Source organism: Deltaproteobacteria bacterium (assembly GCA_016219225.1).
In the GTDB taxonomy this organism is placed as follows: Bacteria; Desulfobacterota; RBG-13-43-22; order RBG-13-43-22; family RBG-13-43-22; genus RBG-13-43-22.
Genome location: JACRBX010000059.1, coordinates 1 through 11822, shown reverse-complemented (window position 1 = coordinate 11822; position 11822 = coordinate 1). Strand labels below are relative to the sequence as shown.

The following is an 11822-nucleotide window of genomic DNA, read 5'->3' as shown; positions in this document are numbered from 1 at the left end:
TCTAATAACGCATCTCCGTTCCGAAAAGACCCCAGGGGCGCCAGATCAGGACGGTCACCAGGATGATAAAAATAACCGCCAGTGCCCCGTCGGGCCAGATCAGGATAGAAAAGGAATAGATAATCCCGACGATGAGAGAGGCTATAAAAGTCCCCAGAATACTCCCGAAGCCGCCGATGACCACGACGGCGAAACACTGGATGATCAGATCCATGTCGATCCCGAGGCTCAAAGGCATGATGGGCAGAAAGACACCGGCGGTTAAAGAGGCCAATCCCACTCCGAGGCCGAAGACCCCGGCATAAATGGCCGGGATCCGTATCCCCAGGGCACTGACCATGTCGCGGTTATAGACGGCGGCCCGGACTATTTTGCCGTATTTCGTCCGATGTAAAAACCACCACAGCCCCAGGGCAATGAGGCAGCCCGAAGCAATGATCACAAAGAAGTAAGGGTTTACGAAAGACCCCATCACCTCCATGGGTTCGATGGGCAGGATGATCCGCCGGTTCTCCACCCCCCAGATGAGTTTGATCAAATCGCCCAGGATGAGGATCAGGGCGAAGGTCAGAAGAAGCTGCTCCGGCAGTTCCCGCGGGTACATCCTCCGGATCAGAAAGCGCTCGATGACCATCCCGAAGACGAACATGATCCCCGTGGCCAGAGTGATGGCCGGTATCAGGACCCAGGGCTCGGTTCCCCAAAAGGAGGAAAAGAACTGGAAGAACGAGTAGGTCAGGTAGGCCGATACCAGCCACAGGGTGGCATGGGCAAAATTGAGGATGTTCATCACGCCAAAGATCAGCGACAGCCCGGAGGACAAAAGAAAAAGCATCATGGCCCGGGAGAGGCCACTGAAGAGCTGAATGAAGAGAGAACCGATATCCGGCATGACCGAGACCCGCTGCGGACCCTTTTAAGACCTCTTTTTCTGGAGTTTGCGGACCTCCTCACAGGAAGGCAGCCAAACCTCATCGCCCTTGATTACCAGCAGCGTCTTCGGGTCAAATATGGGGAAGGGATATTGAGGGACATCGACCACCTCTCCTACATAGGAAGGGGCATCCAACTGGTTGTTGCAGTCCCTGATGGCCAATCTTCCCCGGCAGGTATTGATGGTGGCTCCGGTCAAGGCCTTTCGGAGGGTTTCGGTATCAATCGATTTGGCCTTGGCGGCCGCCTGGTCCAGGGCGTTCAGGGCGTCAAAGTACATACAGGCAAAGTCGTCGGGATAATCCGCCTTTCCGAATTTGTCCTGGTAGAGTTTGACATACTGCTGCATCATGGGGTTGTCCATATGGGCGAAGAAAGGGCAGCGGGCCAGCCCGACGATTCCCCTGGGCAGGGTCTTGCGCTGCTGCATCAACTCCGTGACCGGCAGGAAAACCCCGGGATAGACGATCCGTTTGAAGAGTCCCGAGGCCTTGGCCTGCTGGAGAAAGGTCTCATTATCTTTACCGGCAATGGCCCCGAACATGAAGTCAGGTTTCAGGCCCATAATGGCCGAGATATAGGAGGTGAAATCCGTTTCCCCCAGCTTGGCCCAGAATTCCTTGGTGAGCTTGGTCTCCGGCGAAGTCTGACCCAGACTGGTTACAAAGACCTTTTGGGCGTCCCGCCCCCATTCATAATCCAGGCCCAGGGTGACATAGGTCTTCCAGCCCTTGGCTTTAATCATCTTGGCGATAGCCACGACGGTGGCATTGGACTGCATCCGGCTGTCGGGTCCGAACAGAAAGGAATAGGGGGTATAGTTTTCATGGACGATTTTTGAGCTGTTGCTGGTGGCGGCCAAGTGAAGGACTTTGTGCTCATGGGTCACCTCTTGCACGGCCATGGCCACGGCGCTGCTCCAGGTGCCTATAATAGTTTTGACTTTTTCGTTGAGGATCAGGGATCGGGCCTCCCGGGCGCCTACGTCGGGTTTGGTCTGGGTGTCCCGGAAATAAAGCTCGATGGGGTGCTTTCCCGACAGTCCCCCTCTTTTGTTGATCTCCGCGGCGATCAGGGGTAGCCCTTTTATGGGCCGCTCCGAGTAATTGGCTCCGGATCCGGTTGTCGGCAGCAGGACACCGATCCGGTAGGGCTGCGCGGATTGACTGCTTACCGTGCGGGGTAACAGGGCCATGACCCCGGTGGCCAGGGTGGTCAGGATAAAATCGCGACGGTTGATGATCGGAAGAAATCGGTCCCAGACGGAATGGTTTTGGTCATTTGACATGGCTTCCTCCTCTTTTTAAAGAATCAGGTTACGCGTTATTAAATTGATCCAAAATCTGATCCAAAATAGTATCAAGTTTTTTATATGTCAAGTTTTTTTATATTATTTCTTCTTGTTTTCTTTCCAGCCAAAAAAATTCTTATCAATAAGAAGACTACGGGAAACCTCGAAGTGTTCCCGGATCAGGCTCTTGGCCTTCCCGGTGTCGCGGCTTTGAATGGCCTTGAAAATCCCCTGATGATCCTTCTTGAATTTTTCCACGGCCGGTTGCAGAAACATGACCTTTAACATGAAATAGATGTTCTCATAAAACTGTTCCATCATCCGGACAAAGAAGGGGTTCTTGCCCATGGCGCAAATCTGCAGATGGATGGCCGAATCGAGTGTCCAGCGTTTCTGATCGTAGACCTTGGCATCGTATTTTTCGTACTCATCGATCCATCTTTTGAGAACCGCCAAATCCTGTTTGGTGTAATTTTTGATGGCCTTTTCTATGGATATGGCTTCCAAGGTCTGGCGCAGGTCGTAAATCTTCTCCGCTTCCTCGCGATTGACCACCCGGATATAAAACCCCCGGTTCTTTTTGGAAACCACCAGGTCATCCCGTTCCAGCATCATCAGGGCATTGATAATCGGGGTCTTGCTCATCTTCAGTTTTTCTTCCAGGTCCCGGTAGATGATCTTCTGTCCCGGAAAAAGCTGGCTGGTGAAAATGAGATTCTTGATAGCCTTGTAGGCCTCGTCGTTTTTTGATTTCATGATCCTCTTAATGCCTATCGGCCCGTGCCGGCCCGAAATATTTAATCCAAAATTTAATCAAATTTTCAAGAACAGTAAGAGGATCCGGGATTAAAGTCAAGGGATTTTTTGTTTTATGGGACTTTGGTGAATCCGTCCCCAAAATCTATTTTCGTGTTAAACCCTCATGACCCATTGGGGTACCAGGACGCCTGAAAATAGACCAATCAAAGGGATATTTAGGCACGGGTCAGACACAAAGCCTGACACTGGGATTACACGGTTTACCCTCTCATTTCACAAGAAAAGGGGCTTCCCTTTTTCTTGAGACCAGCCTCCGCCGAAGGCGGATGTTGATCATCCCTCAATCCAGACTTAAAAAACGGGATCGAGGGATACCCCATGGTTTGAACCGTGTAATCCGTGAAATCCGTGCCAAAAATATCTTTCTCCCAACTTTTCCATTGACTTTCCTGGAAAAAGTTGATTTTATTATCTTGTTTTTACAAATAATCCTACAAATCAAACAGTTCCAACTTTAAAGCAAATTGATTTTATTAGAAAAATAGATTCAAGGTGCTTTTGACCCTTTACCTTTATCCTTATCTATCAAGAAGTTATAAATTTGAAGTCGCATTTTGCGACATCAAGATTGAATTGGGATGGCCGTCGTAAACTCAAGCGAGCGGTTAAAAGAAATCCAAAAAGATTTCCAGATGATTTTATGTTTGAATTGACACAGGAAGAGTTGAATAATTGGAGGTCACAATTTGTGACCTCCAAGGCGGTCCCCGCTTTGTTGAACTCTCTTAGATATATTCGAAGGTAAACAGATGGAACCTCTGATCCCACTCGAAGTCATTGAAAAGAAGATTTTTCTGATCCGAGGGCAAAAGGTGATGCTGGATGCCGATCTGGCAGAACTTTATGGAGTAGAAACCAAGGCTCTTAAAAGATCAGTTAAACGGAATATCGACCGATTCCCGGAAGATTTCTTAATTCAAATAAAAAGCGAGGAATTCGAAAGTTTGAGGTGCCATTTTGGCACCTCAAAAAGAGGAGGAGTCAGATACCTGCCATATGCCTTCACCGAAAACGGAGTAGCCATGCTGTCCAGCATCCTCAACAGTAAAAGAGCTATCCATGTGAATATCCAGATCATGAGGACCTTCACCAGGCTGCGAGAGATCTTGAGCACCCATGAGGATTTAAGGCGAAAGATCGAGCAGATGGAGAAAAAATACGATGGACAATTTCGGGTTGTTTTTGAAGCTATCCGGCAGCTAATGGCCCCACCGAAGATCACTAAAAGAAAAATCGGGTTCCATCTGAAAGAGAAACAGGCCGGCTATGGTAAAAAGTAACCCGATGGAAGAAAAAGAATTAGTACCCCAGGAAATCATTGAAGCAAAATCCTTATCATTAGGGCCAAAAAGGTCATGCTCGACCGGGATTTGTCTATTCTCTATGGTGTTACAACCGGAAATCTGAATAAGGCGGTTAGGCGTAATTTGGATCGGTTTCCTGAATATTTCATGTTTCAGTTGACGAATCAAGAACTTAAAAACTTGATCTTCCAATTTGGAACATCAAGATGGGGAGGTACCAGAAAGCTGCCTTTTGCTTTTACCGAAAACGGGGTAGCCATGATGTCGAGCGTTCTAAATAGTCAAAGGGCTATTCAAGTCAATATCCAAATCATGCGGACCTTTACCCGGTTGAGGGAGATATTAGCTACCCATGAGGAGTTGAGGCGGAAAATAGAGCTGATGGAGAAAAAATACGACGGCCAATTTAGGGTGGTTTTTGAAGCTATCCGACATCTCATGGCTCCACCGGAGACCCCGAAAGGAAAATCGGGTTTCATCTGAAAGAGAAGCAGGCCAAATATGCCCGATCCGGCCGTTGAAATAACCGGGCAGAATATGATTCTTTAAGGAGCCAATTTGGCGTCTTAAAGGGAGGTTACATCCCAAATATTAGCCCATGGGTTTCACCGATCAGGATGTGGCCATGCTTTCTTCGGTTCTAAATGGTTGGAAGGCCAGATTGTCAATGGGGAAAGGAAAATCTATGGTGTTTGTCAATTTCTTTGGGATGGCTCGTTTACTGAAAAAATAGAAAGAAAATTACTGAACCTGGTGGACAACGTCCCCATGATTCTCGTCCCCATGATTCTCGAATTCCCAGTTTCCTTTCTATGAGGAGGCCTTTGATCAGGATTTCGGGGCTTCCGCAGATCACTCCTCCGTTTAAGGAAAATTCGGGATGTAGGGGGAGAAGTTCAGCCCTTCTTTTTCTCCTTTTCCCCATTTTGGTAAAGTCCAGCCCTCCACAGTCCAGTTTTCTTCAGAGGCCCCCTTTGTCACCCTGCCTTTTGCCTTTTTTTTCTCCTTGACCGTACTTTTTGCTTATTTTAGTTTGCGTTTAAATTATTTGTATGTTAATTAACTCTCATCCGGAAATTCAAAATTTCCGGATGAAGCATTCAGCATTCAGAGATCAGCCTTCAGCTAACTCATTAAGAATAGAGGGTTTTGCTGATAACTGAAAGCTGACGGCTGACCGCTCCATCTCATTTTACGGGGAAAAGGGTGACGTGATGCCGTTTAAAGACTGCTTATGCTTTCAATTGGGTAAAACCGTGAGGGTGGTAACAAGGGCATACCGTGAAGAGATTGCCGCTCTCGGGCTTACCCACGGTCAGTTCTTTTTAATAGTGGCCATTATGGAAGAGGAAGGGCTGTTGCCGAGTGAACTTGCGGAGAAAACCTGCCAGGATCGCGCGACCATTACCGGTCTTTTGGACCGCCTGGAAAAAGATGAATGGATCGAAAGGAAGCCGGACAACAGGGACCGCCGCTCTCTGCGCATCTATCTTACGCCTTATGCCAGAGAAAAAAGAGCCTCCACCCTGGAGCTTTTCGAGAAAACCAACCAAGTATTCCTGAATAAATTTACTCAACAGGAATGGAACACCATGCAGTCCTTTCTGTCAAGACTGGAGCAATAATCAGGATCACCCTGCGCGGGGCTTCATGCAAAAAACTTTGCACAATATCCAATATCCTGGAGCAAACAACCCACCCAAATGGTTTTTAGGAGGTTAACATGTCTTGCAAAATTCTGGGGATTTCCGGAAGTCCGGTAAGAAACGGAAACGTCAATTCTTTTTTAGCGTCGATTATGGCCATGGCTTCAGAAAAAAAACTCCAGACGGAAACCGTCGATCTTTCTGAAATGGAAATAAAAAATTGCCTTCACTGCAATTTCTGCCTCTCAAAACAAAAGGCCGGGAAATACTGCTCGCTTGAAGATGACGCACAGGCCATATTTGAGAAGGTTGAAGATGCGGATATCATCATACTGGCCAGTCCCGTCTATTTCATGCGAACCAGCGGAATGATGGCCTCCTTTATCGACCGCCTTCGGGTATTTATTTTCGGTAATGTGGCTGGTGGAAGGCTACGGAATAAAATCGGAATCAGCGCCGCCGTGTCCTGGTTGCGGCATGGGGGAATGGAGACCACCCACCTTTCCCATCTTTACGCCTTTATCACCCTGGACATGATTCCCGCCACCATTCATTCATCTATCAGCCCTATGGGCGCCTCGGCTATGGCCAGTATCCATGGTGAAGGCAAGTTTGAACGTGGTATGCGTATCAGGGTACATGAAGATCAAGCCGGGCTCGCCTCGGCAAAAGCCCATCTCTCCCGCGCCGTGGAGCTGCATGAGCTGATACACCAAAAATCAATAAGGCCTTAAGACATCTTGCGCCTCCAAGTAGTCAGACTTTGATCATTTTTTGGGTAAAAAGAGGTGGTTCATCCAATGAAAATACAAAAAGTTTCAGTGGCGGGTATGGGAACCATGGGCAGCCAAATCGGCATAGTATGCGCCGTGAGTGGTTTTCAATCTTACTTGTATGACGTGACCCAAGAGAATGTGGATAAAGGAAGAAAAAGGATCGAAAAATTTTTTACCCAGCAGGTAAAAAAAGGCAAGACTATCAAGGATAATGTTAATGACGCCCTGGGACGTATGAAGATGGGGACGGACATGGGCGAAGCCGTGGCCGGGGCCGACCTCATCATCGAGGCGGTCTATGAAAACATCCAGGTAAAAAAACAGGTTTTTAAGAACCTGGACGATCTTAGCCCCAAAGAAGCCATCCTGGCAAGCAACACATCCACTTTGTGGATCACAGAAATCGCCTCTGCCACCTCACGCCCCGCCAAATGCATCGGCACCCATTTTTTGATCCCCGCCGCCCTCACTCCTCTTGTTGAAGTTGTGCGTGGAATCGACACTTCCGATGATACTCACCAAAACGTGATCGATTTCTTGGGAAGATGCGGCAAAGAAACGGTCACCGTGGCCGATTCACCCGGCTTCCTCATCAATCGCCTCTACCTTCCAATGGTCAACGAAGCCTTCTGTGCCATAGAGACGGGGCTGGCCAGCCCCGAGGAGATCGATCGAAGCTGCACCAGGGGCCTTGGTCTTCCCCTGGGCCCCTTGGCCGCAGCCGATGCCTTCGGGCTGGATATACTGCTGGCCTGTATGAACACTTTCCGCCGTGAGCTGGGGGATAAATACCGGCCGGCCACCCTATTGGTAAAGTTGGTTAAAGCCGGGCATCTGGGGCGAAAAAGCGGCAGAGGAGTCTATGACTACAGCGGTGCGCAATCCAAGAGCGGGGGAAGTACGTAATGAACTTCAGCGACGAACAAAATATGATCAGAAATATGGTGACCAAATTGAGCAGGAAGGAGATAGAGCCTCTTGCCGCTAAAGCCGATGCAAGCGGCCATTCCTCGCCAGAGATTGTGAAGCTTCTTGCCAGGAACAGCCTGCTGAAGATGGCCATGCCTCAGGAATATGGCGGTATCGGAGCCAATCATACGACTATCGCCTTGGTGGTGGAAGAGCTTGCCCAGGTGGATGCCTCCACGGCCATGATCTTCTTTGTCACCCAGGCGTTGATCCAAATTCTGAAGCAATGGGCCAGTGAAGAGCAAAAAAGGCGGTTTTTCGCCGCCATGTCAGTGGAAGACAAGGTCAACGCCTTTTCTTTAACCGAGCCCAATTTCGGATCAGAATCCGCGTCAATCCGAACTTCGGCCATATTGCAAGGGGATCATTATCGGGTAAACGGCACCAAGATTTTTGTCACCAACGGAGATATTGCCGATTTCATCTTGGTTTTCGTGCGCACCGGAGAAGGAGAGAGGGAAAAAGGCCTTTCAGCCTTGGTGGTGGAAAAGGGCACACCTGGGTTCAGAGTGGGAAAGCACGAGGACAAGCTGGGACTCAGGGGGGCGAATTTGGTCGAGTTGATTTTTGAAGATGCCATGGTTCCCCGTGAAAATTTGATCGGAAAGCCTGGCTTGGGATGGGATATTTTGAGCACCAGCGCAGCGGATATGAGGGTGTACGGCCCCGGTGCCATGGCTGTGGGCCTGGCTCAGGGCGCCCTTGATTATGCAGTGGATTATGCCGGAAAGCGCATTCAATTCGGTCGGCCTCTATCGGACATGCAAGCCATAAGATTCATGCTGGCTGACATGGCAATCCCGGTGGAAGCAGCCCGGGCCTTGCTTTACCGATCAACGACTTTTATGGATTCAGGAGACGGTAACAAAAAAATGAGAAGCCGCCTGGTTTCGGCGACGAAGTGCTTTGCCTCGGATATCGCTATGCGGGTGACCATCGATGCCGTGCAAATCCTGGGCGGCTATGGCGTTATGAAAGATTTTCCGGTGGAACGAATGATGCGGGACGCTAAGATGATTCAGATTTTCGACGGCAGCAACCAGATACAAAGAGCCATAGTTGCCAAGAGCCTCATGGGTTAGCGGCCGTGGATACAGCTCCATTGGCAAAATATATAAGGTGCGTTTTATAGGGAGAAATGAAGATGGATTCAACGGTCATATACCAAACTGAAGGGGCAGTCTGTAACATTACCCTTAACCGCCCGGCGGTATTCAATGCCTTGAACCTTGAGTTGGTCAGGGAACTGACGGCCGCAATGAAACGCGCGGATTCCGATCCCGAGGTGCGCGTGGTCATCCTGAAGGGTTCCGGCAAAGCCTGGTGCGCCGGCGGAGACTTGGAAGAACTTCTGGAACTCACCCAGGGCGGTCCCGACCGGCGGCGCGCCTATCTCATGGATTTCAAGGCCATGATTGACACCGTGCGCCACATCTCCAAACCGATCATCGCTTCGGTCCATGGAGTCTGCGTGGGGGGAGGCAATGAACTAAATATAGCCTGTGACTTGACCATCGCCTCGGAAAAGGCCAAGTTCGGCCAGGCCGGCCCCCGGGTAGGGTCTATGCCTGCCTTCGGTGTACCTCAAAATCTGCAGATACTTGTGGGCGAAAAACGTTCCCGGGAAATCACCTATCTGTGCCGACTGTACACGGCGCACGAGGCGGAGGGCATGGGCTGGATCAACAAGGCGGTCCCTGCCGAGGAGCTTGACCGGGAAACGGAGGCTTGGGCCCAAGAGTTGGTGTCTAAAAGCCCCACCGCCCTGGCCCTGGGCAAGAAAATGCACAACGTTTACTACGACTTGCTATCCTCCAGCGCCGAGATGGGCGTGGAGATGCTCACATTTTTCTGGGGAACGGCCGAGGCCCGGGAGGGAATGCTGGCCTTCAAGGAAAAACGTCAACCCGTGTTCCAACCATGATTTGGCGGGTGGAACAGAGATTGAATGAACTAACGAAAGCATTCAAAGCCGCTTTTCCTCACACCCTCCCGGTATTAACAGGATTTATTTTTTTGGGGATTGCTTATGGCGTTTTAATGAATAGCCGGGGCTATGGAGTTGGCTGGACTGTATTATTTAGTTTAATGGCGTTTGCAGGCTCCGCACAATATCCGGCGATTACTTTTTTAACATCCGTTTTTAATCCTCTATCCGCCTTGCTATTATCCTTAATGATAAATGCAAGGCATTTGTTTTATGGTGTTTCAATGCTGGAAAAATACAAGAGTACGGGTAAATTTAAACCTTATCTTATCTTTGGCTTGTGTGATGAAACATTCTCCATCATCAGCACCACTAATTCCCCAGAAGGAGTAAACCGAAACTGGTTCTGGTTTTTTATTACACTACTTAACCATAGCTATTGGGTGATAGGATCTGCTCTTGGAGGTCTTATAGGTTATATGATTTCCTTCAATACTAAAGGGCTTGACTTTGTATTAACTGCTCTTTTTGTGGCAATATTTGTAGGGCAATGGGAAAAAAAGAATAACCGCAAATCTGCGACTATCGGCGTTGTATGCTCCATCATCTGTTTGTCTATTTTTGGACAAAACAATTTTATTATCCCTTCTATGATTGCGATATTGGCGGTACTGACCATATTTCAAAATAAACTCTCCGAAGAAGGCATACGATGACCTTAACCGCTATTCAGACTTTAATTATTATTCTCATGGTAGCACTTAGCACAATTACAACAAGGTTTTTGCCTTTTATTATATTTCCTGACAACAAAGAACATCATTCGTACCTTACCTATCTCGGTAAGGTCTTACCTTATTCAGTAATCGGTTTGCTGGTGGTATATTGCCTTAGGGGTGTCAATTTACAATCCCCATCGTTCGGGCTTCCAGAGATAGCCGCTATTTTCTCTATCACGGTATTACATCACTGGAAAAGAAATGTGCTTCTTAGCATTGGGGTAGGAACAGCCTTATATATGACACTCGTACAAACTGTTTTCAAATAACACCTTTTTATCTCCCGGAAGCGTCCCGAATTATCTGCCGATCTAAAGACAACCGACGAGAAAAAGCTTTTGACGCATTAGACTATCCTTGCCCTGTTAAAAGCGACGTTGTCCATTTCATTCAGGAACTTTTTCGAACCGGACGGAGGCAAACAATTCCGACAGACTTTTTTTATTCAGCATTTGCAATCCCTCATCAAGTCATCGTATCATGGACTTTTATGAGGAATTCGTCAAAAAGAGAATTAGAGTCCTTTCGGGTCAACACCGGAATAGGCGAGATTCCTTTTCCCATAGGGTTTTAAGGGATATACTGCCCTTACCCTGATCCAGAGAACAGAAATGGGGAAAGGCTGAAACAAAGAAAGAGAAGAGGATTTTGGTTTGCTCCACATTTTTGTAGATGCGGATGCGTGCCCGGTCAAGCAGGAGGTGTACCGCGTTGCCGGTCGTTTTCGCCTGGAAGCACATTGGTGGCAAATTCCCGGATGCGGGTCCCGGATGAACGATGGATCGCACTTGAAGTTGTAAAAGACGGGTTCGATGCAGCCGATGACTGGATTGTCGAACACGTGCAAACTGACGACATCGTGGTCACGGCCGACATTCCGCTGGCCAGCCGCTGTATAAAAAAAGGTGCCCGGGTCATCGGTTTAACCGGCAAGCCGTTCACCGAAGACAATATCGGCATGGCAGTAGCCAGCAGGGACCTGATGTCCGAGCTGCGCAGCGCAGGAGAAATAACGGGCGGGCCGCCACCTCTAACAAAACGTGACCGGGCGCGTTTTCTTGAAAAGCTCAACAACATGATTCAATCCATCCGTCGGAGCATTCGAAATGACAAGGTTGAAAATTGAGAAATAGGGGAGCCATTCGCTGTAAAGGGGGACGGCTGTTCCTTGGCATCTGGGAACAGGTCCACACTCCCGAATTCAATTATGGCGAATTCGCCATAATTTTTTGCTTAAGTTAAGCCGCCAACTCCTGCAGCACTTCAGGATGGCGGGCAGCCACTTTGAGTAACGTGGAGGCAGCCCCGGAAGGCGTTTTCCGCCCTTGTTCCCATTCCTGCAGAGTCCTTACCGAAACTCCGAGGAGCTTGGCGAAGG

14 protein-coding genes and 1 pseudogene are annotated in these 11822 nt (G+C 48.8%); 11 read left to right on the top strand and 4 right to left on the bottom strand.

Features of this window, described 5'->3' with window-relative positions:
* Window position 1 precedes the first annotated feature (1 nt).
* The 3 genes from HY879_05195 to HY879_05185 form a co-directional block, all read right to left on the bottom strand.
* The gene (locus tag HY879_05195) at window positions 2–892 is read right to left on the bottom strand and encodes a branched-chain amino acid ABC transporter permease (GenBank protein MBI5602731.1); all 891 of its coding nucleotides are present in this window, start codon (window positions 890–892) and stop codon (window positions 2–4) included.
* A gap of 24 nt (window positions 893–916) precedes the next feature.
* Complete coding sequence (locus HY879_05190) at window positions 917–2221, bottom strand: ABC transporter substrate-binding protein (GenBank protein MBI5602730.1); 1305 nt, start codon at window positions 2219–2221, stop codon at window positions 917–919.
* Between the two features lie 102 nt (window positions 2222–2323).
* The gene (locus HY879_05185; protein ID MBI5602729.1) at window positions 2324–2980 is read right to left on the bottom strand and encodes a GntR family transcriptional regulator; all 657 of its coding nucleotides are present in this window, start codon (window positions 2978–2980) and stop codon (window positions 2324–2326) included.
* Window positions 2981–3557: 577 nt separating this feature from the next.
* Between HY879_05185 and HY879_05180 the strand changes: the two genes are divergently transcribed.
* From HY879_05180 to HY879_05130, 11 genes and pseudogenes are all read left to right on the top strand, one after another.
* Window positions 3558–3788 (top strand): ORF6N domain-containing protein, encoded by a 231-nt coding sequence (locus tag HY879_05180; GenBank protein ID MBI5602728.1) that lies wholly within the window; start codon window positions 3558–3560, stop codon window positions 3786–3788.
* Between the two features lie 4 nt (window positions 3789–3792).
* Window positions 3793–4323 carry an ORF6N domain-containing protein gene (locus tag HY879_05175; protein ID MBI5602727.1) on the top strand — a complete coding sequence of 177 codons (531 nt, stop codon included), beginning with the start codon at window positions 3793–3795 and terminating at the stop codon, window positions 4321–4323.
* Window positions 4324–4398: 75 nt separating this feature from the next.
* The gene (locus HY879_05170; protein ID MBI5602726.1) at window positions 4399–4830 is read left to right on the top strand and encodes an ORF6N domain-containing protein; all 432 of its coding nucleotides are present in this window, start codon (window positions 4399–4401) and stop codon (window positions 4828–4830) included.
* A 731-nt stretch (window positions 4831–5561) separates the two neighbouring features.
* Complete coding sequence (locus HY879_05165) at window positions 5562–5972, top strand: MarR family transcriptional regulator (GenBank protein MBI5602725.1); 411 nt, start codon at window positions 5562–5564, stop codon at window positions 5970–5972.
* A 98-nt stretch (window positions 5973–6070) separates the two neighbouring features.
* Window positions 6071–6727 (top strand): flavodoxin family protein, encoded by a 657-nt coding sequence (locus HY879_05160; protein MBI5602724.1) that lies wholly within the window; start codon window positions 6071–6073, stop codon window positions 6725–6727.
* A gap of 66 nt (window positions 6728–6793) precedes the next feature.
* Window positions 6794–7675 (top strand): 3-hydroxybutyryl-CoA dehydrogenase, encoded by an 882-nt coding sequence (locus tag HY879_05155; protein MBI5602723.1) that lies wholly within the window; start codon window positions 6794–6796, stop codon window positions 7673–7675.
* On the top strand, window positions 7675–8820 hold the full coding sequence (locus HY879_05150) for an acyl-CoA dehydrogenase family protein (GenBank protein ID MBI5602722.1): 1146 nt from the start codon (window positions 7675–7677) through the stop codon (window positions 8818–8820). Before HY879_05155 ends, HY879_05150 begins: the two co-directional genes overlap by 1 nt.
* 62 nt (window positions 8821–8882) lie before the next feature.
* A complete protein-coding gene (locus HY879_05145) occupies window positions 8883–9662 on the top strand; it encodes an enoyl-CoA hydratase/isomerase family protein (GenBank protein ID MBI5602721.1) in 780 nt (259 codons plus the stop codon).
* 20 nt (window positions 9663–9682) lie between these two features.
* The gene (locus HY879_05140; GenBank protein ID MBI5602720.1) at window positions 9683–10381 is read left to right on the top strand and encodes an AzlC family ABC transporter permease; all 699 of its coding nucleotides are present in this window, start codon (window positions 9683–9685) and stop codon (window positions 10379–10381) included.
* Window positions 10378–10713, top strand: coding sequence for an AzlD domain-containing protein (locus HY879_05135; GenBank protein ID MBI5602719.1), 336 nt, complete (start codon window positions 10378–10380; stop codon window positions 10711–10713). The genes HY879_05140 and HY879_05135 overlap by 4 nt, the downstream gene beginning before the upstream one ends.
* Window positions 10714–11097: 384 nt before the next feature.
* Window positions 11098–11570 (top strand): annotated as a pseudogene (locus HY879_05130) (YaiI/YqxD family protein).
* 112 nt (window positions 11571–11682) lie between these two features.
* Here the strand turns inward: HY879_05130 and HY879_05125 are convergent.
* Window positions 11683–11822, bottom strand: a 140-nt coding sequence (locus HY879_05125; GenBank protein ID MBI5602718.1) for a transcriptional regulator, incomplete at its 5' end; no start/stop codon positions are given.

Excerpts from the sequence above, each read along its gene's own strand:
- HY879_05135 (MBI5602719.1), top strand. The coding sequence starts at position 10,378 with ATGACCTTAACCGCTATTCAGACTTTAATTATTATTCTCATGGTAGCA.
- HY879_05155 (MBI5602723.1), top strand. The coding sequence starts at position 6,794 with ATGAAAATACAAAAAGTTTCAGTGGCGGGTATGGGAACCATGGGCAGC.
- HY879_05195 (MBI5602731.1), bottom strand. The coding sequence starts at position 892 with ATGCCGGATATCGGTTCTCTCTTCATTCAGCTCTTCAGTGGCCTCTCC.
- HY879_05170 (MBI5602726.1), top strand. The coding sequence starts at position 4,399 with ATGCTCGACCGGGATTTGTCTATTCTCTATGGTGTTACAACCGGAAAT.
- HY879_05165 (MBI5602725.1), top strand. The coding sequence starts at position 5,562 with ATGCCGTTTAAAGACTGCTTATGCTTTCAATTGGGTAAAACCGTGAGG.
- HY879_05160 (MBI5602724.1), top strand. The coding sequence starts at position 6,071 with ATGTCTTGCAAAATTCTGGGGATTTCCGGAAGTCCGGTAAGAAACGGA.
- HY879_05145 (MBI5602721.1), top strand. The coding sequence starts at position 8,883 with ATGGATTCAACGGTCATATACCAAACTGAAGGGGCAGTCTGTAACATT.
- HY879_05175 (MBI5602727.1), top strand. The coding sequence starts at position 3,793 with ATGGAACCTCTGATCCCACTCGAAGTCATTGAAAAGAAGATTTTTCTG.
- HY879_05185 (MBI5602729.1), bottom strand. The coding sequence starts at position 2,980 with ATGAAATCAAAAAACGACGAGGCCTACAAGGCTATCAAGAATCTCATT.
- HY879_05150 (MBI5602722.1), top strand. The coding sequence starts at position 7,675 with ATGAACTTCAGCGACGAACAAAATATGATCAGAAATATGGTGACCAAA.
- HY879_05190 (MBI5602730.1), bottom strand. The coding sequence starts at position 2,221 with ATGTCAAATGACCAAAACCATTCCGTCTGGGACCGATTTCTTCCGATC.